General features: G+C 67.4%; 13 protein-coding genes. 5 read left to right on the top strand and 8 right to left on the bottom strand.

Annotated features, from left to right (window positions below; genetic code table 11):
* Nucleotides 1-691 precede the first annotated feature (691 nt).
* The gene (locus Pme01_RS16145; protein WP_168116340.1) at nucleotides 692-946 is read left to right on the top strand and encodes a hypothetical protein; all 255 of its coding nucleotides are present in this window, start codon (nucleotides 692-694) and stop codon (nucleotides 944-946) included.
* Here Pme01_RS16145 and Pme01_RS16140 read toward each other — a convergent pair.
* The gene (locus tag Pme01_RS16140) at nucleotides 943-1731 is read right to left on the bottom strand and encodes a ComEA family DNA-binding protein (RefSeq protein WP_168116341.1); all 789 of its coding nucleotides are present in this window, start codon (nucleotides 1729-1731) and stop codon (nucleotides 943-945) included. The two genes, Pme01_RS16145 and Pme01_RS16140, sit on opposite strands and share 4 nt — an antisense overlap.
* On the opposite strand from Pme01_RS16140, the gene Pme01_RS16135 reads away from it, so the two are divergent.
* Both Pme01_RS16135 and Pme01_RS16130 read left to right on the top strand, forming a co-directional pair.
* A complete protein-coding gene (locus Pme01_RS16135) occupies nucleotides 1709-2077 on the top strand; it encodes a nucleotide pyrophosphohydrolase (RefSeq protein ID WP_168116342.1) in 369 nt (122 codons plus the stop codon). The genes Pme01_RS16140 and Pme01_RS16135 overlap by 23 nt on opposite strands.
* Nucleotides 2078-2195: 118 nt before the next feature.
* Entirely contained in the window at nucleotides 2196-2552 is a 357-nt protein-coding gene (locus Pme01_RS16130; RefSeq protein ID WP_168116339.1) for a hypothetical protein, read from the top strand.
* A 205-nt stretch (nucleotides 2553-2757) separates the two neighbouring features.
* On the opposite strand, the gene Pme01_RS16125 is transcribed toward Pme01_RS16130, so the two are convergent.
* The 3 genes from Pme01_RS16125 to brxD form a co-directional block, all read right to left on the bottom strand.
* Nucleotides 2758-3165: a hypothetical protein gene (locus Pme01_RS16125; protein WP_168116343.1), complete on the bottom strand. Its 408-nt coding sequence runs from the start codon at nucleotides 3163-3165 to the stop codon at nucleotides 2758-2760.
* Nucleotides 3166-3939: 774 nt separating this feature from the next.
* Nucleotides 3940-6042: a DEAD/DEAH box helicase gene (locus tag Pme01_RS16120; RefSeq protein WP_168116344.1), complete on the bottom strand. Its 2103-nt coding sequence runs from the start codon at nucleotides 6040-6042 to the stop codon at nucleotides 3940-3942.
* Nucleotides 6039-7373, bottom strand: a complete 1335-nt coding sequence (gene brxD / locus Pme01_RS16115) for a BREX system ATP-binding protein BrxD (protein ID WP_168116345.1) — start codon at nucleotides 7371-7373, stop codon at nucleotides 6039-6041. Before brxD ends, Pme01_RS16120 begins: the two co-directional genes overlap by 4 nt.
* A 154-nt stretch (nucleotides 7374-7527) precedes the next feature.
* Between brxD and Pme01_RS16110 the strand changes: the two genes are divergently transcribed.
* Together Pme01_RS16110 and Pme01_RS16105 are read left to right on the top strand one after the other, a co-directional pair.
* Nucleotides 7528-7962, top strand: a complete 435-nt coding sequence (locus tag Pme01_RS16110; protein ID WP_168116346.1) for a hypothetical protein — start codon at nucleotides 7528-7530, stop codon at nucleotides 7960-7962.
* Between the two features lie 167 nt (nucleotides 7963-8129).
* Nucleotides 8130-8759: an NYN domain-containing protein gene (locus Pme01_RS16105; RefSeq protein WP_168116347.1), complete on the top strand. Its 630-nt coding sequence runs from the start codon at nucleotides 8130-8132 to the stop codon at nucleotides 8757-8759.
* Between the two features lie 8 nt (nucleotides 8760-8767).
* On the opposite strand, the gene pglZ is transcribed toward Pme01_RS16105, so the two are convergent.
* From pglZ to pglW, 4 genes are read right to left on the bottom strand one after another with little or no spacing between them, the layout of a single operon-like run.
* Nucleotides 8768-11446 (bottom strand): BREX-2 system phosphatase PglZ, encoded by a 2679-nt coding sequence (gene pglZ / locus Pme01_RS16100; RefSeq protein ID WP_168116348.1) that lies wholly within the window; start codon nucleotides 11444-11446, stop codon nucleotides 8768-8770.
* Nucleotides 11443-15126, bottom strand: coding sequence for a DUF6079 family protein (locus tag Pme01_RS16095; protein ID WP_168116349.1), 3684 nt, complete (start codon nucleotides 15124-15126; stop codon nucleotides 11443-11445). Before Pme01_RS16095 ends, pglZ begins: the two co-directional genes overlap by 4 nt.
* Entirely contained in the window at nucleotides 15123-18635 is a 3513-nt protein-coding gene (gene pglX / locus Pme01_RS16090; protein WP_168116350.1) for a BREX-2 system adenine-specific DNA-methyltransferase PglX, read from the bottom strand. The genes Pme01_RS16095 and pglX overlap by 4 nt, the downstream gene beginning before the upstream one ends.
* Nucleotides 18632-22807, bottom strand: coding sequence for a BREX system serine/threonine kinase PglW (gene pglW, locus Pme01_RS16085; RefSeq protein WP_239088264.1), 4176 nt, complete (start codon nucleotides 22805-22807; stop codon nucleotides 18632-18634). Before pglW ends, pglX begins: the two co-directional genes overlap by 4 nt.
* Nucleotides 22808-23042: the final 235 nt, after the last annotated feature.

Here is a 23042-nt window from a genome sequence, read left to right as displayed (position 1 = left end):
GAACCGTGCCCCGGTCGACACCGAGATCAGCGGCAAGCTGCTCCTGGCTGCTAGGAACGGACTCCCTGGTCAGCTTCAACACGTAGCCGGTGATGACGCCACGATGCGACCGTCGGGCACGCTGATGTGGCATGCCCACCCCCAAACGCTTACCAGCGGTCAGCGGAAACTGCGTTCCAATCCAGATTCGCGGGTCGCACTCGACCGAAACGCGTACAGGCAGCGAGTCGATCGAGAAACGCCGCGATCGTAGCGTCGGTGCCAAGAAAAGTCCTCGGTTGGAAACCGGTTGCGCAAATGGCCGAAATCTCGAAGCCGAGGGTGGAAATCCGCCTGTGCTCTGGTCATTGCCTGCGCCGCAGCTGGCCGCACACACCCCTACCTGACGGAGCTAGACCATGTCACCGGTTCCACCGCTTCCTTTCGACCCGGACCAACCGCCGCTTGAGCCACCGCCTGGGTGTCCACGTCCGATGGTCTGGCGGCTCGCACGCGACCTCTGGCAGGCACACCAGCCGGCAACCGACGGCTTCTGCGGGCAGTGCGGCCGGGCCAACGAGCTCTACCCGTGCCCGCCGGCTCGACTGACGATCGAGGGCATGGCGTATGCCTGCGGTCTTCTCACCGAATCGGGCGGCTCGGCGGACGTCCGGCATCCATGGCACCGCCAGAGCGGCCGATGGTGACCGGCATGGCCGTGTACCAATCGCAGGCCGTGGCGTTCGCTCAGTACGCGACCGCGCAGGTCGCCTACCACGAACAGGCCCTCGCGCTGCACGAACTCGACGGCACGGGTTGCTGCCGGTTCTGCGGCCGGGCCTGGCCGTGCGACGAGGCCCGCCATAGCCGGCGGATGGTCGATCACTTCAGCCAGTGGGCACTGATCGACGAGCCTGCGCCGACTTCAGGCCTCGTCCGGACGTACCTGAAGGGGTGTCGACCTTAGAAAGGGATGAAGACCAGGCGGTCACGGATGATCGCCAGGCGCTCGGGTGTCATCTCCGAACAGTAGACGACCAGCTCCTCCGGACTACTGAAGCCGCCGCACCGATCGCGCTCAGAGACGATCTCGGCCGCTGCCTCGGGTGTCAGGTCCAGCTCCGACACCAGGTACGCGGCCGGCACGTGGTTGACGTCGACCAGACCGCCGTCGTCGTACTGCCGCCCCGGCGCGTCTGGTCGGCCGATGCGCAGTTCGGCCGCCAGCGGCGGGTTGGTGGTGATCAGGGCGCGGGCCTCCTGGCGGCGCTGCGCGCGCCACTGCGCTGCGGCGAGAGCCGGGTCGCTGCCCATCTGCACGACCGGTATCGGAGCCGCTCCGCGCACCTTCATCTGAAGCACGATCGTGTGTGCAATGCCGCCCAGCGAGATGATCAGGAACGGCGGAATGATTACCGCGTCGACCGCCCCGGTGTGGCCAGGCTTGGTGAACTGAGCGCCGACGAAGAAGACCACCGTCAGCAGGAAGTAACCGACAGCCGCCAAAGTGTGAAGCCGAGACCGCAATTTGAGCCCACCGATGAGCACCATCACGAACGTTCCGATTCCGCAGGTGAGCAGGGGAATCAGGAACCACCACCAGGTGGTCGGTCGGCGGTCCGGCACAGCTGATGGCCTTGGCTGCGGTTGCACGCGCTGATCATAGATCCGGGTACGCCGCTCCTCCCCTGCCTTGGACGAAGCGGCTCGATAACCTCCCATATCTTCCATGGCACCGGTCGAGGAACTCACCCAGCGGCTACGCACCTTCGCCGACGAGCGGAACTGGGGCCAGTTCCATACGCCCAAGAACCTCGTCATGGCGGCCGCCGGCGAGATGGGCGAACTGGTAGCCGAGTTCCAGTGGCTCACCCCGGAGCAGTCCGCCGCCGTCATGGACGACCTGAAGGCCGGCGCCCGGGTACGGGCCGGACTCGGCGACGTGGTCATCTACCTGACCCGCCTGGCCGACGTGCTCGGCATCGACCTCGTCCAGGCCGCACTGGACAAGCTCGAGGACTCCGCCCGGCGGTACCCGGTCGAGAGGTCCCGGGGATCAGCCGCGAAGGCACCTGGCTATCATCCGTCCGCGCCATAGCCCTGCGTGATCTGATCGCTACAGTCATGGCAACCAGCGCACTCCGACGGGCTTCCGGCTGCTCCGGATATGCCCCCCATGCGCACGATCACTTCGTGCTGCCCGGGGGCAATTCTCGGTGTCGGAGCTCCGCACTTATGCGGCCGGTCTTCTCCAGTACGCCAAGGACGGCAGCCTGGGCGGCGTCGAGATCCTCGTCGAGTACCAGCTCCCGCTCACCAGCATGCGGGTCGACGCCGTGCTGGCCGGCGTACACCCGAAGACCGGCAGAGACTCGTACGTCGTCATCGAGTTGAAGCAGTGGAGCGCGGCCAGCTCGTTCGACGGGTCGGATCGGCTGCTCAACGTGGAGCACACCCCGCGACCGCGGCTGCACCCCGGGCTGCAGATCGCCGGGCACTACGCTGTCATGTGGCTGCGCGAGCGAGGTAATTGCCTGGGCAAGGTCGGCTCGGTGATCAGCGAGCATCGGTAACGCATTTTCCAGTCACACGCGGAGCAATACCTCTGCCCCAGGGCGCTGGAGTCAAGCCGTCGTCACACGTACCCGGAACCTCCGGACGACTCCGAGTTCCGCATACCATCGACCTAGGCACGCCGTGAATCCTCAATGATCGGATTAGCGGGGACTGCGCCGAAAATGCACGAGCCCGGAAGGCAGCAGCCCGTGAGACTGCGCGTCAGCCGGAAGCGATGGCCGAGGCGACAAGGTCTAGACCTTCCTGGGTTACCTCAACGAACCAGTTGACATTTTTGTGGCCACCAGAGTTGCGGCTTTCCACAACGACAATCTGCTCGGGCAAGTAACCAAGCTCCTCCAGAAAGGAGGCTGTCACAGTCAGCCGGACGATAGCCGGCATCGTCTCACTCATCTCTCCGGTCAACATTACTAGGTTCTCCACTGCTAGCGCCTTACAAAGCTTTAGCGACATCTGGCCACGACGCTCGGGAACGACCGGTCCGCCCGCGTGGTCAAAGACCAGCTTCGTTAGGCAGTAAGCCTGCTCGAATGGTAGCCGGCCGTCGACGACAGCAATGCGGTGGGCTGCAACGTAAGCTGGTGGTCCTCCCGGCCGCGTAGCGGTCATCGGCGCCTCATCTCCCGTTCGACGGGCCGAATACACCGACCCTTAGATAACTGTCAGTGAGTAGACTAACCCCCTATATCCACGTGGTCTCGGGTTTGCTCCAATTCGGCACATGATTCGGCATCTGGGCAGCCTACTATCGCCGCAAATGCCCACCCCTGGCTCGTGACCCTACTTCGCCTCTCACACGGAAAGTAGCCGTAACTGGGCGCGCGCCACCGCGCGGATACGAAGTGCCGAGACAGGACCGCCAAAGTTAGGCGCTACTAGGTATTAAGGCGGTATCGGCGACGACTTGACGGAGAGCGGCGCCAGTCCGGTACGCCGGACCGCGTACCCTCCGGGGCCTGCTCTCGTCCTCGCTCAGCCGCGCACGGGCCGCCGGCTGAGCTAACGCCTGTCAGCGACCGGTTGCAGCCCGACGGTCCCTCCTGGCAACTGCTGGAACGTCGCGGCACAGCTCGGCTAGGTCACACTTCCCGCAGGGTTCGCTCCAGACCGGCAACCGAGGCAGCTGGTTGTCTCGCAGCGAGTCTCCTGCCTCCTTGATCCTGGCTCGCACACCCACCAGGAGAGGGCCCTCCACCTCTTCCCGGATGGTCTTTCCTTCCTCGTCGAGGTTCAAGACCTCGATGAGGTCAGCTCGCGTGCCGGCGAGTTCCTCGCAGCCGACCGCGTACACATGCAGTTGATCGCCCCGCCGTCCGCCGTGCCACCGACCACAATTGCCTGAAGCGAAGGCTGAGGCCCGGCGCACACGTGGCGGGAATCCGTTTAGCTGTCCGATGAGTGATACCACCGGATACGTTCTGCCACCACTGCAAGCGCCCCACCTGGATCCGCTAGACGAAGACCAAGTGTGTCCTGAGCCAGCTTGGCGGGGAGCATCTCAGCGAACTTGAGCTGCTGCAGCGCCTCGTCCACCACCACTGGCCGCGGCAGCTCGTCCTCGAGCCGGTCGATTGCCGCACGAAGACGGTCCCTCGAGACATCATCGCGGAGCCGGATACAGTGATCGTCGAGATCGCAGTCGGGGTCGACTACATCGGGAAGGGCTGCGGCGAGCGTCGCGTTAGCTCGCTCGCCGGCCCAGGTCCACCACACGATGTTCTCGCCGTCCGACTCGACAACCGTGCCGTCCGCCCAGGCCCGGTGGCCGGCCTCCACCCGAAGCTTGGCCAGGGCCTCGGTCGCCCGTTTCGATAGCCCAACTTCAGGCGTTGCACCTAGCAGTACATCCCGCTGAGCTCGGCTGAGCTCGAACGACTGGGGCGGAGTCATCCCCTGCCAAACGCTGCGGCCCGGAATATCTGTCGGCTCCACGAAACAACGCCGGTGGGGCCAGTCGATGTGCGTCACACGCCACGGACGGCCCGCGAGTGACAGGACTCGTGGGCCCTCCACCTTGCGCATCAGCATGAGAGGATCTGCTCCCCCGACCTCCTGTCGGCCGTAGAGGACTGTGAACTCAGGTGCGGCAGTGAAGACCGCGAGAAGTTCCATGAAGTTGCGTCGCCCGTAACGGCGCTCGGTCTCCGGTCCGATGAAGAGCATGCCCGACGAGTCCCGCTCGAGATGGCCGTTTGCTACGAGCCACTCGGCGACATCTCGGGCGGACTCGTCGAAGATTGGAAGGTCACCCCACCATTCGCGCCAGATGGTTTCGCCAGCGCGCCCCTCCTGAAGGCAGAGAGCAAGTAGCTGCTGAGCAGCGATGTGACGAGGTGCCGGCGGTGGACTGATTGGCTCGACGAACCCTGTGTTCCAGAGCCGCAGAAGTCCGGTCGCATGAAGCAAATTCTTCGCCGACGTGGCGAGGAACAGCATATTCCGCTCACTACCCGCGCGCCGTCCGGTCCGGCCGAGGCGCTGGAGGAATGACGCTACCGAGCGTGGAGCGTCAAGCTGGATGACCCGGTCCAGGTCGCCGACATCAATGCCGAGTTCCAGCGTGGATGTCGCGACGATGACGCAGTCTCGAGCCTCGGCGAAGGCTTGCTCGGCGCGGCGCCGTTCGTCAGCCGACAGCGACGAGTGGGAGACGAAGGTCGTCACAGTGCGCGACCGTAAAGCGAGGGCTAATTCTTCTGCCCGCCGGCGCGTCTCGCAGAAGACCAGCCGCTTCTCTCCTCGATGAAGCGCGGATATCACGGTAGCGGCGTTCTGGACGCTCCCGACGTAATCAACCTCGATCTGCGCCGGCGACGGTGGGCCTGCAGCCACAGGCGCCACGACGACGCTGGGGCGAGTGGCCGCACCTGCCCCCTGCAGCCAGCTCAGCAACTCCTGCGGGTTCCCGACGGTTGCTGACAAACCCACCCGCTGGATGGGCCGATTGGCGAGACGGGAAATCCGTTCCAGCACAGCGAGAAGATGCCAGCCCCTGTCATCGCCGGCGAAGGCGTGGACCTCGTCGACGATGACGGCCTGCACATCACCGAAGAACTCCCTGGGGTTGACTGACGGTGAGACCAGGAGTGACTCAAGAGACTCAGGGGTCGTGAGCAGGATGTCCGGTCGCTCGGCCCGCATCGCCCTCCGCTGCGACGGCTTTGTATCGCCGTGCCAGACCCCCGCCGCGCGGCCAACCCAGCGGGCATAGCCGTCGACACGTGGGTGCAGGTTGTTGAGGAGCGCCCGCAGCGGGCAGACGTACAGCACGGAAAGCCCGCGCCACCCGTACTCGATCATTGACGTGAGCAGCGGGAACACTGCCGCTTCCGTCTTGCCCCCGGCGGTCGGAGCCAGCAGTAGGGCATCCTTGCCGCTGATGAGCGGTTCCACGGCGGCTTCCTGGAGCGGACGAAGCGACGGCCAACCAAGTGTGTTGACGAGGTGGTGAACGAGCCCAGGGTGCAGGCGGTCGACGGCGGTCACGGCAATTCGAGCTCGATGTCGTCAACACTGGCGACAGCCATGCCAGCCGCATTGCGCTCGATGTCGGTGAGCTCTCCGGCCCTCAAGGTTAGCTTGTAGTCGCGGCGCGGATCAAAGTCTGGATGCAACTCGACCCGATCAAGCACGTCGCCGACGAGTTTCTTGAGAAAGACTCGGGGGGCGATGCCCACCTTTCCGCCGAGGTGCCCCGTGACCGCTTCGGCGAGCAGGCGAATGTACGAGTCGTCGACCGCATCGACGACTCGCCTCCTGTCGGGAAGGTCGGCGACGAAGAGGTCCCGTACGCGGCCACCCAGCTCACGCAACCCCTCGGCGGCGAACCCGGGCAGTCGTAGCTGAACGGCCCGTGGATTGTCGAAGCGCGGGTCAGTGGTGAAGTCGGTCGACAGCCGTTGGGCGAGCGGGGGCAGCCGTTGCGCGCCCTGCACCCCGTCGAAGAACGCCGGCGTGCCGGTGATGACCAGATAGAGACCGGGAAACCTGCCACCGTCGATCTCGTCGATGAGCTGCCGTAATGCGTTGAGCGCCTTGTCTCGAACGTCGGAGCGCATCCGCTGCAGGGTTTCGACCTCGTCGAGGACGACCAGCAGCCCGGGGTGGCCGCAGTCACGTAGCACCGTGAGCAGTCCCTGGAGGAACCCGAGCGCGGTGTAGTGGTCCAGCTCCCCCTTGACGCCTGCGGTCCGGCGTACGCCGGCCGCTACATTCGGCTGTCCACCGAGCCATGCGGCCAGCCCTTCGGCAGTGGCCGCCTCGCCAGCCGCGGAGGCCGCTCGGTAGCCACGGATGGCGGCGGCGAATGTAGGAGCGTTACGCCCGATGTCGCCCAGCCGCCGCTCCATTAGCTCGCCTACCGCGGCGTCGAGCGCATCAGCGTCGTTCTCCGTCACCCCACCGCCGGCCAGGACGTCCTCTTCGAGGGTAAAGATCCAGGAGTCAAGCACAGGCCGAAGGGCAGAGGGCGCGAACTCCTCGGTGGTCAGGTTCTCGACCACACGCCGATACACGGTCTCCAGCCGGTGCAGTGGTGTCTCGGTCTCGGATATCTGCACCTCGGCCACGGCCAGGCCCCGCCGCTTCGCGCGCTCCGCGAGCCACCTGGTGAAGAACGTCTTCCCGGCGCCGTACTCTCCCCGGACGGCTTTGAAGACCGCACCGCCGTCGGTGGCGGTGTCGAGCTCGGCATCGATCGCAGCCGCAAACCCGTCCAGCCCGACAGCAAGGACGTCGAGCCCGCTGCGCGGCACGGTCCCGCGACGCAGCGCATCGATCACCTCGCGTCGCCGACGGGCGCTGATCTCCACACTCACGCGCTGAGCCTAACGTCCTTCCAGGCTGGTGACCGGCGCCTCATCAGCAATGATCACACCTTTACATGGTCAACTATAACCTCTTGACACTCGAAATAGACGTCTATAGTTTCTTTTCCGACCCCTGCAGTACCGGCCGGATTGCGAGGAAGACGTGAAGCAGGTAGAGGTCTCGGATGAGACGTACGAACGCCTGGCCTTCGCCGCCAAGGTATTCGGGGTTGCTGTCGGCGACGTCGTCGCTCGCCTCGTCGAGGCGCCGACGGAGCCTGCGCAGGAACCGGCCAGCCCGCCCCGCGCCACGCCCGCCAGCGCGGACGACGAGCCGGACCAAGTAGCTGTCCACGTCGTCTACCAGGGAAAACGGATCAGCGGCAGGTTCGATCGCACAACGCACCAACTACGGATCACTTCCGGGCCGTTGACGGGAAAGACCTACCCGTCGGCCAGCGCTGCCGCAATCGCCGTGGTGCAGAGCGTGAATCCTGCTCGCGCATTCCCGCAAACGAACGGCCGGACGTTCTGGATCGTCGACAGCACCGGAAAAACGCTCCGCGCGCTGATCGGCCCACGCTCAGCCAAGTCCTGAACTGGACAAAGAAGCACATAGCACGACGGCCCCGCGAACGGGGCCGTCAGGCCGGGGAACGAGTCCCCGGCGGAGTCTTCTCGAGAATAGCCGCGCCTTCCACACTCCGCAACGATGTCCGCCCTATCGGCCTGCCGTCGGCGGCGGCAACCACTGAAGGAGTACCGATGGCAAGCGTCATCGCCTACGTCGACGGCTTCAACCTGTACCACGGCCTGCGGGAGCGTTACCAGCACCGGTACCTCTGGCTCGACCTAGCGAAGCTGGTCGGACGGCTCCGCCCCAACGATACGATCATCGCCGTTCGCTACTTCACGGCCGCGGTACGCAACGACCCGGCCGCCGAGGCACGCCAGCACACCTACCTGGAAGCGCTGAAGGCGCACTGCGGAAACTCCATCGAGGTGATCCTGGGCAGGTACCAGGCCAAGTCGCGGTCCTGCCGCTCGTGCGGCGCCGTGTGGACGTCGTACGAGGAGAAGGAGACCGACGTCAACATCGCGGTCTCCCTGGTTGCCGACGCAGCCTCCGCCGCCGCTGACATCGCCCTCATCGTCAGCGCCGACTCCGACCTCTGTCCCGCAGTGCGGAAGGCCAGGACCGTGGCCGCAATGACCGGCAGCAAGATGGGCATGATCGCCGCATTCCCGCCGCGGCGGAACAGCAACGAGCTCAGGAGCCTGATCCCAGCGTCATTCCAGCTCGCTCACGCCGACATCCGCAACTCGCTGCTCCCAGATACGGTGATCGACGCGGCAACTGGGCGGGCCCACCAACGGCCCGCCAAGTGGCACTGATTCTCGCCTCACTGGCCCAACTGGAACTGCTCGCGAAGCAGCCGCTCGTTCAGCACCGCCGTCTTTCCGTCCGGGTCGAGGTCGAGGACGGGGAACCCCTCGACCTGAAGGAGCCGGCGGAGCACTGTGAGCGTCGGCCCGATCCGGTGTGGGGGAATCCCCGCCTCGGCGGCCAGCGACTCGACCCGCAGCCGGCCGCTCGGAGCGGCAAGAAGCGCGGTGAGCAGTGCAGCCACCCGATCGTCTGGCAGCGTGGCGCGACCCGCTTTCCGGCGGGCCCGGTAGAGGTCGCTCGCCAGCAGCGTTGCAACGAGAGGGTGCTCACCGGGGGCGACAGGCTGGGCCTGCTGAGGTGCCGCCGACACCATGTCGAAGAGCGCGTCCTGGCTGTCCTGCGCGACCGGCGCCGGGGTTGGGGTCCCGGTAGCGGCCGGCGCCGCCGCTCCCCTCCACCATGCGGGCGCGGCGACCGGGGCGCCGGCCCAGCCAGGGACGGCATCTTCGTTGCCCGCAGTAAGCACTGTCAGCGGGATGACGGCCTCGGACGGGCTGGCCCCGCCGTGGTAACCGGCCTTGCGCGCGGTGTACCTGATCGTTTCCCGCCACGGGAGGACGACCTTCCCGTCGCCGAGCATCACCCGCGGCCCGGACACCAGGACTTCGCCATCACCCGCATGCTGGGTGGCAGGTCGCCAACGCGCCGAGATCGCGCCGGGCTGCGACCGTAGCTCCGCCTCGGATCCCCGGTCGATCACATGGCCATGGTCGGACAGCAGCACCACGACCCGGTCCCGGGCGTGCTCGAGGAGGTCACGCACTGCGCGGACAGTGTCAACGGTCCAGTCGATAGCAGCAGGATCACTACGGTCGAGCGCGTCATCAACGGTGTTGACCACCGCCGCGACGACCTTCAGGGAGTGGTCCTTGAGCGCGCTGACGACGGTGGGATCGATGCTCGCTCCCCCACCTGTACGGAGGTCGGCCTTATGAAGCAACTGGGCCTTCTTGCCGAACACCGCGGCGAGTCCCGCGCGCTCCTCAGTCTGCCCACCCCGGGCGGGGCGTCCGCTGAACAGACTCGTGCGGCTCACCTCAGTGACGGTCGGCAGACCGGCGAGCACGCCGACGCGCCGTCCGCCCTTCGGTGCTAGCTCCACCCAGGTGTTCGCGGTGATGGACTCAACCAGCTCGACACTCGCGGCCACACTCATCCCGTCGACAACCAGCAGCAGCACATGCTGCCCGGCGTCGACGATCGGCTGCACGACACGGGAGAGCACATCCTCCACGCGCAGCATCGATCCAGGTGCCGCGTCAGCCTGCGTCGCCTGCGCCAGCAACTGGGCAAACTGGTCGTCGTGGCGGTCACGGCGAGCGTTGATCTGATCAAGCAACTGCCGGTAGGCGGCCGCCACTTCCAGATCGTTGACTCCCGACCAGACGTCGTGGCGGGCACGATCCACCCAGCCGTCGTCGAGGGCGTGGCGCGCGACCGCGTCAGCGAGGGTCAACGGGGCGGCCCCGTCCGGGGTCGCGAGCCAGCGCAGCAGCCGCAGCGCCGAATCCGCCACCGTGATGTCGCTGCTGGCCACAGCCAGCTGATGTGCTTTGGCCGCACGCAAGGCTGCTTCTGCCGCGGCCAGAGTGATCGGCACCGGCTGCGGCAGCGCCGCGCGGAGCCGGTCGGCGAAGATCCGTATCCGGGCGGCCAGCGCAGCGGGCAGCACATCGGATTGTTGGATGAGGCCCGCCGCCTGGATATCGGTCAGGATCTCCTCGGTGCGGCGCAGGATCCGCGTCACCAGCGGACGGTTGTCCGCCGCGTCGACGGCGCGCTCCAGCCAGGCGTGGGCCGCCTCGCTCCACGCCAGAGCATCATTCTTGCTCGGCTGAGCGCCGCCGATCATGGGTTCGAGCCGTACGCGCGCTGCCGTGACCGTCGCCGAAACACGCGTTTCGGGATGCCAGAGCAGTCCCGCCACGATGCCGAGCGGGATGGCGTCCGTGCCGTATCCGCTGTCCACAGCGGCCATCGCCCACCGGGTAGGCGCGCCGGCGACGGATGCCAGCCAGTTACCGATCCCCTGGCGGACGTCTGCGGGAAGGCCGCTGTAGCGGACGACGTCGACGCTACGGGTCGTCCACTGCAGGATCCCGGCGCTGTCGAGATCCTTGATGTCGATAGCCAGGAGTCGGGCGGCGAGGCTGCGCATGGCGTGGCCGCGAGTGAGGACGGCGCCGGAGACCGGCGGCCAGCCGTCGGCTGGTGCGTGTTCAGTCAGCGCGTCCGCGAGCCACCGCCCTTCCCTGACTAGCGCCGGGTCGAGGGCCGATGCGGCGAAGTGGGTGCGCACCAGCTCCCACGGCTCGATGCTGACCAACTTCAGCTTCGCGCAGTGCGCCATCAACCCGACGCCCAGCGTGTCCTCGTCGCAGTCGGTGAGGATGACGAGCCGCTCGTCAGCAGCGCGTTCGACGAGCGCAGCCCGCATGGCCAGCGGCGACGGGCACGGCACGACGCGGACCCAGGTCCCGCCGACTGCGAGTACGGGGTCGCCGAGCCACTGGGGGCGCGCCTTGACGGCGAGTACCTCGCCGTTTCCCTCCCGGTTCAGCCACTCAGCCGCGAGGCGACGGATCTGAGCCTCGCTCGCGACAGGCATGGAGCCGACCGACAAGCTGGTCATTCCACCACCCAGGTGATCCGGACGGTGCGCGTCGGGTTGTCGCCAATCGCGGTCCGGATCTCGTCGACAGCGGCCTGAAGTTCGCTCACGCTGCGTACGCTCCGCTGGCCTCCCTTGGCGTTTGGCGGCAGCACCGGCGGTGTCGGAGTAGGCGGCGGGTTCACGACGACCGGCGGCGGAGGCGGCGTCTTGACGAGGATGTCCTGGGCCCGCTTGATGGCCTTGTCCAGCGCCTCGACCAGATCTGCCGCCAATTGCTCGGTCCGCGCACTGATCGCGAGCTCGTCACGCAGCGTCTGTACCTGTTCGGCCCGCTCGTCAGCGATGGCCGCCACCGTGTCCAGGGTTGTCCAGTGCGTCTTGGCGAGCGCGTCGACCAACGTCGGCGCGGATCTCATCGCGCGAGCAGCGGTCTTGTCCGGCACGCCGAGGTCCGAAGCCTCGAGGATCTCGACCAGCACGACATCGTCGGATTCCTGGGTGAGCTGGCGAAGCAGCTCGGCGACCCGGCGGGCCGTCGCGAGGCGCCCCTCGGTGGCCGATGGGTCGATACCGAGTTGGCCCGCATGCGCCCCGAGCAGCTTCACCAGCTCCTGGGCGGATGTGCTGTACTGCCGTGCGGCCGCCCGTACGGTCCGGCTGAAGTCAGCCAGGTTGGCCGCCGACCGCAGCGGCGGGTAGGCACCGCCGAACAGCGCCGGCGCCTTCTGGATGACCGCCGCCCACGCCTCCGCCTTCGGTAGCCGCGGCTGCCGCAACTCCAGGTCGTCGGTGATGCCCTGCAGGTCGGCGATGGGGACCGGAGCCTCGTACCGGTACCAGGCGAGGTCTTGGTCGAGCGCGAACACCGCGATGATGAGGTTCTGAAGCAGCCGGTCGAAACCGCGGTCCTGTGGCTGGTCGAGCAGGCCGCGCAGCACGCTGACCGGGTAGCGGTCGGCGTATCCCTGCGCCCGGGCGCCCTGCAGCAGGTGGCGGCTCCACCAGGACGTGGTCAGGTTGAGCACGTACTGGTTCTCGGACAGCTCGCCGAGTTGCAGGTTGTTGGCGATCCGCCGGACGGTCTGCCGGTCGGCTTGGTCGACCGTGGCACGCCGGGCGTCGTCGGCCACCGCCTTGCGGGCGTACTCGAGCACCTTGCGCAGCTCGGCGGGGCGCACGACCGGCTCGTCCTCGGGCAGGTTGGGCGTGCCGGGGAAGCTCCAGGCGAGGACCTGACCGGTGAGGTGGTCGAACGCGGCCTTGAGCGTGCCACCGACCGGGTTGTCCACACCGAGGCCTGGCTCGAGAGTCACGAACACGGTCTCGGTGTCCGGTTCGACGTCCCCAGGTTGCGGCTTCGCCGCCCCGTACGCCTGCTTGAGACAGTCGAGGATGCGACCGATGACGGCCTTCTGCTGCTGTTCGAGCATCAGCTTGGCCTGTGCCCGGTCGGCCGGCAGCAGGTCCGGCGCGAGCGCTCGGAGCCGGTCGTCACCGCCACCGGCGAGCACGTAGTTGAGCTTGACGAGGGTGCCGACGCTACCGAGCCGGTCCTCGGTCAGGTAGAGGGGCAGCCAGAAGACCGTCCTGCCCTTGACCTGATTGTTGATCAGGCTCTCGACCCGCGCGAAGTCGTCGAGGCGGCTGTGCTGCTCGTCGTCGAACGGGTAGTCGATCACAACCCGCCAGGTGTCGCTGCCGGTGGCGAGCGTCGAGTCGGGAAGCTCGTTGCGGTTGCGGACGTTGCCGAACAGGACGTCGATCTGGTGACGCCGGCCGCGCCAGTCCCGATGGTGGGGCAGTTCGCTGTACACGCCTTCGGCAGCCTTGACGCCCAGCTCGGCACAGATCAACTCGCGCAGCAGCCGGCGCCGGGCGCCCGGGGTGTCCTCTGTGGTGGGAACCCGGTCCAGGATCTGTGCGTAGTCGACCTCGGAAAGTTCGACGCTGACGACTGGATCCGGCCCTTCACCGACCCGGATCTCTGGCGCCTCGGTGGTCAGCTCGCGGAGCCGGCCGAGCACGAGCTGGGGCTCCATACCGGGCAGGGGGCTGTCGATCGAGCCGTAGTTGAGCGCGTGCAGCTTGGCCGCGGTGAGGTTGGACAGCGCCGGTACGTCGGGCACGAGCGCAGCCAGCAGCAGCGTCTTGACCAGCTTGTCGTCGATGTGGAACTGGTGACTTTCCGGGGCGCCTGCCGCACCGGCCTCGTCGAGGTGGTTGCGCCGCAGCAGCGCGGGACGCAGCCGGTTGCGGTAGAGAGTCCGGGCGGTCTCGAAGTGCCGGCGCAGCGTCGGCTCGTCGGGCAGCTCGCCCTTGCCGATCAGCTCGTCGAACAGCTCGGCCACGCCGAGCAGGTCGTTGACCTGAAGCGTCTCCCGACGGTCGACGAGCAGCCGCAGCATCGTCTTGAGCGCCGTACGTTCCCGCTGGAGTGCCTGGGAAAGCGCGACGAGCGCGGCCACGAGGGCCGGGCTGAACGGGTACAGGCGCCGGAAGACCTGCTCGTCGGAGCCGATACCGGCGTCGTCGAACTGGGCGCCCAGGCGAAGGGTGTCCCACACGTCCGGGCGACGGGTGAGCGAGGCGAAAGCGTCATCGAGCACCTTCTTCACCGTCGCGTCCTTCGGCGCGAGCAGCCGCCGTTCAGCGATCAGGGGCAGGTTGCGCTCTTCGAGCGGGATCGACGCGAACCGTCCGCGCCCGTGCCGGAACACATCGGCGAACGCCTGGCGTTCGGCACCGGGCACGTGCGGCCCGAGGAACTCGGCCAGGTCGCGCTGCCGAGCCACGAACGACACCAGCGGAACGGGCCGATGCGCGTCCGCGGACTCCACGAACTTGGCGAGCTTGCCACCCTCGTTGTTGACGAACTCCAGGTTGGACAGGTGCTGGGACAGCCACAGCACCAGCTCGTCGAGGAAGAGCACGACGACGTCGTACTTGAGCGACTTGGCATGCTGGCTGAGCACCGCCAGGCCGGTGTCGATGTCGAGGTACTCCCCGCTGTGCACGGCGTTGGAGTAGAAGGCCGCGGTCAGGCCGCTGACCAGCCGGTCCCGGTCGGGCGTGCCCGGTGCGGCGGCGGCCGCCGCCGCGTAGGACTGTGCGTCCCAGCCGCCCCGGTACGTGCCCCAGCCGGCCGAGGCGCCGGAACCGTTGGAGAGCACCTGGAAGAACTTCTCGTCGCCGAGCAGCGCCCGCTGCTTCGCGGCGTCCTCGAGCAGCCCGTCCGACTTGTGTACGGCGGGTGGCGGCGCGTCCGGGTGCAGCGCGGCGATCTGCGCCCGGTACCCGCCGAGCACCGCCTCCTCGACCGACCGGGCGCCGAGCATGTGGTAGGTCAGCGGGAGCACCTTGCGTCCGGTGAGCCAGCGATCGGAGTCGGCCACCTCGTCGGCCAGCTCCGGGATCGCGCGCGCCTCCGGGTTACGGCGCAGGATCTCGTGGAGTACGGCCATGAAGTGGCTCTTACCGGCACCGAACGACCCGTGCAGGAACGCCGCCTGTGACTTGCCGGTCTCGATCCCCTGTCCGACCAGCCCGAGCGCCTGGGCGAAGTTGCGCTTGAGGCTGTCGGTGACGACGTAGTCCTGCAGCGTGGCGTGTGCCTGGGCCACGCCTTCGGACAGTCGCATCACGAAGTCGGAGTCGGAGACCCGCTCCGGGATGGTGATGACGTCGCGCAGCAGGGTCATGACAGCTTCTCCGGGGCGAGGTCGGCCCGGCCGCGTCCGTGTGCGGCCAGCTCCGAGTCGATCAGCATCGTGTAAAACTGGCCCGCTCCGGACGGGTAACCGGGGGCCGGGTCGGAGTACCACTGGTGCAGCCACGGCTCCAGCTCCACCAGCCCGGCCAGCAGCGGCAGCAGCCGCTCCGCCGGCCAGGCGTCCTGCATCTTGCGCTCCAGGTACAGCGTGGCGAGGGCCTGCGCCTGGTCGACGTGGTTCCAGCCGGCCCAGCCGATCACCGGCGTCTTGTCCGCATCGCGCCCGGCTTTCGGGTACGCCACGAAGCGCTCCTTCGGCACGTCGAGCTTGCCGCGGTTACGCCAGTAGGAGACCTTGGCAAAGTCCGCACCCACATACTTCGGGGGCACCGGAATCGGCTGGTCGAGCTTCTCCCCCGCGTCCTCCTTGCGCTGCAGCTCCCAGGTGCGCTCCCACTGGGCACGCTTGGCGAGGCCGCTCGGCTTGTAGCGATAGGCCGCGAGGTACGGGACCGCCTCGTCCGCGACGAGCTTCGTCAGCTCGGCGACGAGGTCGTAGTCGTCACGTCCACAGTAGAGAGCTACCACGCTGCGGAAGTCCTCATCTGCGCGGACCCGATCGGCGAGCTGCGCGACGGAGAGCATCCGGGCACGGCCCGACTCTCGCCAGAGGTTCTCGGCTTCGAGACGGTCGAGCAGCCAGTCGCGCAGCGCGTCGCGCTCCTGGTCCTCCCAGGAGCGACTCGCCCAGCGCCGCTTGCACTCCGGGCGCTCGATCAGGGCGATGTCCGACCGCTCCTCGATGATCTGGATGCGGCGCTCCACGACAGCCTTGTACGCCTCGGGCCAGTGCGCCGGTATCTCGGTGATCGGCGCCGACCCGTGCCGGGCGAACCACTGCGTCTTGGCTGCACCGGCTGCGACCTTGCGGGCCAGCACGATCTCGAAGGCACGCTCGCCCAGCTTCAACCCGGGCACCGAGCCCTCGGGGGCGGTCAGGTCATCGTCGAGCAGCCCATAAAGTCCGTAGACCTCCCAGTCCAGCTCCTCCTGAGTCGCGATCATCTCGCCACGGATTCGGTCGTAATCGGCACTCACCTTGTCCAGGTCATCGCGACCCGGGACGCTGATTGAAAGGACGGCGGCGGGACGAACCCGCGTCAAGTCCTGCGCCAGTTGGTCGAGCCGCCGCGCCTCAACGAGCGGGGCGCCCTTCGATAGTGGAAACGGCTGCAATTTCGTCGCATTGAACTGATAGAAATCCTCCCACGGCACCGTCGACTGCCGTGCGCCCTTCTGGTCGACAGTGCTGCCCTTATTGTGGCTGACTTGTTTCAGCCAAAAGCAGGCGACCGAGGAGTTCAGCAGCCCAAGCAATGCGAAATGGTCGTCCTCACTCGCACCCTCCGGCAGTTTGATGACCGGGGCAGTCTGCTTGAAGACCTTCCCACCTCGGTCGAGTACGAAGTGGTTATGGGTTGCCACCTCCGCGTATGTGATCGACAAGGGTGTCCGGTAGCGTTTCGGGAAGAACATGCTGTGATCGAACCACCGCAATCCACGCTCCTCAGGTCGCTGGCCAAAATCGATCCGTTCCCTCAGAACGGTTCGCAAGGCCCAAAACTCACGGCGCGTGGCGGACGCCAAATCTTCACGGTTAGAACCCTGCTCGTTGTACGGAAAGAGTGCGACGACTGAGGGCTCGATTATATAGTCGCGGACATCTTCCCCGAGAACGACAGGAACGGTATCCTCCACGATACCGTGCGTCCGGGCCGTCTCCATGGGCCGATAAAAACATTCGTCCGAACCGGTATGGGTAGTACGACCGATTTCCAGGACCCGATCCTTGAGGACGCCGACAGCCACAGATTCAACGGCGGACTTGACATCTCCCGCACCACCGCCCGCAAGACTCCATGGATGTTTGACAAATACTGCACGAATTGCATCTGAAACTGTAACAAAGGTGTTCTTTGCGCCCGGCCTGTCGATGTGGTCCACAATTGCCGTCCACACCAATCCCTTCGCAGGATTATCAGGCGCGCCTGGCTCTCCCAGGATACCGAACACCGCCCGTATCGTTGGCGCCTTCGGAAACCTCCGGCGACCGACAAGGATCACCGTCGGCGTACCGTGACCAGGGATGTACGCACCTGACGTATCAATGACGTGCGACAGTTCCACATGCGTCGCCAGGTATTGTTCGATGAGCTTCTTGCCGAAGTCTCGCTTCATGAACGAGTTTGCAGTGATCTGACCAACAAACCCGGCCCGTCCCGACTCCTCACGGACCCGCACCAGCTGGAAGAACCGTTCTACGAAGGGAACGGACAAAGCGTAAGTACCGGAACAGGTCTTGTACTCCTGGCGGTACACCTCGTTGAGGACCTTGTCCTTGACCGTGATGTACGGCGGGTTGCCCACCGCCACGGTGTACTGCCCCGGTCGCAGGTAGTCGGCCAGCAGGGCGCCGTCCTCGGTGTAGTACGCGAAGGCCTCGCCCTTGCTCAGCAGGGTGAGCATGTCGCCCTGGTGCGACGACTGCCCGCCGCCCCATTTCAGCAGCGAGTCGCCCGCCGCCACACGGATCCGGAAGCCCGGGGCGGAGGCGAGCTTCGTCGCACCACACGCCTGCATGGCGGCGATCAGCAGCCGGAAACGGGCGATCGCCACCGCGAACGGGTTGATGTCCACGCCGGTCACCTGGTCGAGCGCCTGCTGCACCCGCTCACGCGCATCCATCGCCGGCGCCTCGCGCAGCCACTGCTTGTGCAACCGGTGGAACGCACCCAGCAGGAAGTGACCCGACCCGCACGTCGGATCGATCACCGATGTCTCCGCCAGCCCGTACTCCTGCAGTGACGGCGTCAGCGTCAGGTCGAGGATGAACTCCTCGACGAACTCCGGCGTCTGCAGCAGCGCGTACCGCTTACGCGCGTCCTCCGAGAGGTCCTGGTACAGGTCGCCGAGGAAGCGGGTGTCCAGGTCGGCGAACGACGCGAGGCCGTCGCCGCGCTGCCAGAAGTGCAGCAGCTTCTCGGCCGCATCGGCCGATATCGGAAACCGCCACACCGGGTTGTGCTCGTCGAAGAGTGCCTTCGTCGCCCGGAACCCACGCAGGTGACTGAATGCTTCGAGGATCCAGTGCCGGTCGTTGTGGGTCGGCTGCTCCATGAAGTACGCGGTACGCGCCTGCACCGCCGCGTCGACGGTGCCAGGCCCGCCGATCCACACCCGGTCGACCAGGTCGTTGTCCTCGCAGAAGCGCACGAACACGACACCCAGTACCCAGGCCACGGCTGCCTGGTCGAGCTGCTCGTCGCGCCACGACTCGAAGGTCGCGCCGGTCCGCTTCCCGGCGTACGCGGCGTCGTACTGGTCGCGCAGCCACGCCTTCAGCTCGGGCACCTCGGTACTCTGCCCAAGCAGATCGGCCCGCAGCGCCTTCACCTGACGCGGCAGCACCTTGAGTGGAACGGGACTCGACGAGCTCACGGTCGTCCTTTCACATCTGCGGGACGGTCAAGCCACTGGTCGGGCAGCCACAGCCACTGGCCGGGCGAGGTTACCGGAATGGGTTCGTGATCCAGCACGGGCTGGTTACGCCGGGCGGCGGTCAGGAGCAGGCGCGCCGCCGGCCTCGGTACTGCGTTGTCGGCAAGCTGGGCGAGCAGGTCCATGCAGCCGTACCGAGCGAGCGGTCCGGCCTCGGCGAGCAGGACCGCGCCGGGCGCCGCTTCCATCGCGGCGGCAACCCGGGGCAGGACCTCCTGGCGTACGGCGATCTCGAGGCTCCGCCGGTCGGGATCCGTCCGGTCCTTGGCGTCGGACGTGATGACCAGCTCCCACGGCACCCCGATCGCGCGAAGTGTCTCGACCATGGTCCGGGTCACGTCGACCTCGGTCAGTGGATACCGGTCGAGCAGGGCGCGGCGGGCCTGCGCCAGCCGTGGCGGTGCGACGAGCAGGGCGAGGAACGCGCGCCGATCCAGCACCCCGTTGATCCGGATGTCCACCTCCGCCGAGGCGTCGGCGCCGGCGAGCACGAGCGGCCCGACCGACGTGGCCCAGCGGGTGGTGCTGCCGAGCGGGCCGTGCGTGGACGCGGACGGCGGCCGGTACACCCGGTTGTGCGGATCCCACTCCAGCGCGACGCCGCAGCGGGCGAGCAGGTGGTCCAGGGCCGGGCGCTCCGAAAGCGGTGCCGCCTGCGGGAAGCGGGCCCGCACCCGGTTGTGCAGGCTGCGGACATCAAGCGACTGGTTGGCGGTCAGCACCAGGCTGCCGGCGGCGAGCTTCACGGCCCGCTCGGCCGACATCCCGACCGGGTAGAGCTGGAGCTGCGCGTTGACCGCCACGGTCCCGGCGGCGGCCGCCGCAAGCTGGACGAGCCGGGTATCCGAGAGCGCCGGCATGACCGCGGGTGGTGTGAGGAGGCGCAGCCGCTCCACGGCCCTCGACGGGGTGGGCAGCGGATCTTCGTCGACCAGCTTCTGGGCCGCTCTCCCCAGCCCGACCGCGTACAGGAGCAGGTCGAGGGACGTGTAGTCGGCGGTCGGGTCGTCCGGTTCCCGGCCGACGAGCACGACCGGCCCGAACCGCCGGATACCGACCCGTGAGTCACCCCCGGTGGACAGCTCCACCTCCACGGCAGCGCGTACCAGACCGATCGCCTGTGCGCTGCGGTGCGGTTCGTCAGCGGACGAACCGTGGGAGGCGATCAGTGCCGCGGCAAGCTCGCCGGCCGCCATGACGCCGCCGCGGGCGTCGAGCAGTTCGACGATCTCGGCCCGAATCCCGGCAAGCTCCTCACTGGCCGCCCAGCGCTGCACGCCTTTCTGCATCGCCCGGCTTAGCTGCGGCTGCGCGACGCCGAGCGCGGCGGCAGCCTCGCTCTGAGTTGGCCAGTACAGCGGGTCGGTCTCGTCGGTCGGGCCTCTCAGCCCGAGCATCACCTCCAGCGACCGGACCTCGCCGTCGTTACGACCCGTCGACGTCGGCAGAAGAATCGTGACCAGGATGTCCACCGAGCGCGCAGAAGGTACACCGACGCTCGGCACAGGGACCGGCTGCGGCTCCGGCGACGGCGCGAAGAGCGACCGAAGTTCCTTGGCCCGTCGCCGGATCTCGGTCTTGGTGGCCTGCGGGACTCCGGCCAGCCGGGACAGCGCCATCGGGTCGTAGTCGACCAGGTCGCCGACCGTGCGTACGCCGAAGCGCTCCAGGGCCGACCGGGCCCGCTCGGTCAGGTTGACCAGATCGAGCGGGGTGTCCCGGGTGATGCCCGGCCCCTCGGGCTGCGTGATCGCCGGTTCGACGCCGGCCTCGGGAACGTCCTTGAAGATCGACCGCCAGGCGTCGGCCATCTCCTCGGTGGTGTCAAAGCGCTCACGGGCGTCACGGGCCAGCGCACGGGTGAAGAACGACGCCAGACGGTCGGCGATCGCCGAATCGAACAGCACGGCCGGTACGGCGACCTCGTCGGCGACCGCCGCGGGATTGGCGACCCCGTCGCCCCAGCGCGGCAGTGTCCCGGTAGCCATCTCGAACAGTGTCACCGCGGCGGCGAAGCGCTCGGCGGCCAGGTCGTAACGAGGGCGGCGCGGCGGACCCAGGAACGGGTCGAGGTACGGCGGCGTGCCGGCGCTGATCTGGTCGGCCGGCGCGGACGCCAGCGAGAAGTCGAAGATGCAGAGGTGGGGCTGTTTGTCCTTTGGCCGTGGCCGGGCCGCGAGGTTGGCAGGCTTGATGTCGCGGTGGATGACGCCCTGCCCGTCGAGGTACTCGACGATGTCGAGCAGATCCTTGCCGTAGCGCTCCAGCAGGTCGAGGCTGAGCCGTCCGTGCGTACCGAGCTCCTCGGCGAGGGTCTGCTCGCCGGCGAACTCAAGAAGCAGGCAGGTGCGCCCTCCGACGGTCACCGGACCCTCGACGAGCTGGGCCACCTGCCAGTGCTTCAGGTCTCGTAGCTGGTCGGCCTCGTCACGCAGCCGCTGGCTCTTCTCCTCGTCCCGGGCGACCTTGAGCACGAGCGGGGCAGCGTCCCCCTCGCGCCGCACGAGCAGCGCGATGGAGGTTGCGCCGGAGCCGAGCCGCCGTTCGACGGTCAGGCCACCGTCGAGGACGTCGCCCGAACCGGCATCGACGGGGTCGAGCACGGGCGCCTGCTCAGGCCTGGTCACCTCCTCCTCGACGGCGTCGAGGTGACCAAGGAAATCGACGACGCTTTGCGTGCGCTGCGACGTGTCGCCGAGCGTCGCGTCGTACACGAGGTAGCTCAGAGTATCCGGCACCGCGTCGGCGGCGGCGGACAGCTCTAGGCCACCCTGAGCGGTGATGGCGGACTTGAGCGCCTCCGGGCTAGTGGCCGGAGGTCGGCCGGCAAAGATCAGGTACGTGATCGCGCCGAGAGCGAAGACATCCAGCAGCTGCCCCGGGGCATCCGGATTCGTGGCCGCCTCGGGAGCCTGGTACAGCCGCACGCTCTCGTCGGCGAGCTGATCGACGTGGGTGGTGCCGGCGAGCAGGGTCGCCTGGGTCGTCGTCGTCGCCACCCGGCCGCCGGTCTGCCAGTCTGTGACCACCAGGCGCGGCCGCGGCTTGTCCGGGTCGTACACGTAGATCGACCGGGGGTTCAAACCACGGTGCACGAGGTGGCGGGAGTGTGCGTACCGGAGCACCTCGGCCAGGTCACGGATCAGGTCGAGCCGCTGCTCAAGGGTCAGCCGCTCGCCGTACTCGGCCAACCAGTGGTCGAGCCGCACCGCGTCCTCGTCGTGCTCGAAGATCACGGCCGGCCCGTACTCGTGGTCCACCAGGTCGATCGCGTGCGCAATACCCGGGTGGTAGATACCTTGGAGGAGCCGGAACTCGCGCTCCGCAGCGCGGCGGATCAACTCCCGGTCGTCGACGCTCGCCTTCGAGGTCAGGTAGAACCGGACCCGCCGGACGATGTCCGTCTCGACCTTGTGACCGCCCAGGTAGTCCTGCCAGCCCGGCCCCTCGGCGAAGGGTTTCGGCTGGAGCAGAATTCCCTGCACCGTTCGGTCGGCGATCGAGGGTCGAATGCCGCAGCCTTCAATCAGCGAGACGATTTCGCGCGCCCGCGTCCGGTCCACCGCGTCGCGCTGGTCCGTCGGCTGCTGAATAAGGAGGTCATAGATGCTCGGCAGGCCGCTGCGCGAGTCCGTGTGCAGGCCGTACACCCGCTGCTTGCCCACCTCATCCAGCCGCACGGTCGTGTTCGGCGCGTGCAGGAAGATCGCGGCGCGGACGTAGGGAATCCGTACCCTCTTGCCGGACTGCCGGCCGTAGTGCTCGAGGAGACTGGCCAGTCGCTTCGCCTTGCGGTTGGCAAGCAGCAGCGGGTTGTCCTCGTACCGGAGCCTCCCGCTCGGCGAGCGTACGGTCCACTGGGTGCCGTTGCCCGCGATCTCTCCCTGCCAGTGCTTCAGTTCGAGCAGGTGCAGACCGCTAGGGGTCAGGACGAGAAGGTCGACCTCGTTGAGCGAGCTGTCGGTGCCGACGAACTCGACGTTGGCCCAGGCATGGTAGGGATCGGAATCGGGCAGAAGCGTCTTCAGGTGATGCAGACCCGCACGCTCAAGCGGCCACACGCTGGCATTGATCTCTTTCCAGCGAGGCGAGTTCTCCCTGATGACAGCCACCTCCCGACAGCGTAAGCAAGCGTTTCATACCGCGACCCATAACCACACGGAAGGCCGATGCGGACGCGCTAGTTCTTTGTCACCCATCAGCCTCAGTCCGCCGGCCCTGCTGAACGGCGAGGCCAGTTGACCCACTAGCCGATACGACCCAGGCTCGACGCTGTACAGGCACTCCGCCCTACCCCTCGGCCGCTTCCCCGCCAATCGGCAGCCGCCCATTCCCAGATCGACGACG

Source organism: Planosporangium mesophilum (assembly GCF_016863255.1).
GTDB classification, from domain to species: domain Bacteria; phylum Actinomycetota; class Actinomycetes; order Mycobacteriales; family Micromonosporaceae; genus Planosporangium; species Planosporangium mesophilum.
This window is presented reverse-complemented; position numbering and strand designations above follow the sequence as displayed.